Annotated in this window: 1 pseudogene; it reads left to right on the top strand. The window is 57.8% G+C overall.

From position 1 onward, the window contains the following. A pseudogene (locus AF337_RS11105) lies at window positions 1–225 on the top strand (hypothetical protein); the annotation flags it as partial.

Below are 225 nucleotides of genomic sequence, written 5' to 3'. Positions count from 1 at the left end.
GTTTCTGAAGGTTTTGGGGCCGACAGGTGTCGTGGTCTCGATTTCGGGCTGGATGATTGATCCTGTGGTGTGCGGCGTCATGACCATGGGTCTTGCACGTGTCGATCTTGCGGCGCTGATCGAACTGAACAGGCTGGTCACCGGCGGCGACAAGCCTGCACTCTTCCGAGGTGGACGTAGAATCACTCAGGAGGAAGACGATGAGATCCCGCAATACGCTGGTGC

This window comes from Rhizobium ecuadorense (assembly GCF_001187535.1).
In the GTDB taxonomy this organism is placed as follows: domain Bacteria; phylum Pseudomonadota; class Alphaproteobacteria; order Rhizobiales; family Rhizobiaceae; genus Rhizobium; species Rhizobium ecuadorense.
This window is presented reverse-complemented; position numbering and strand designations above follow the sequence as displayed.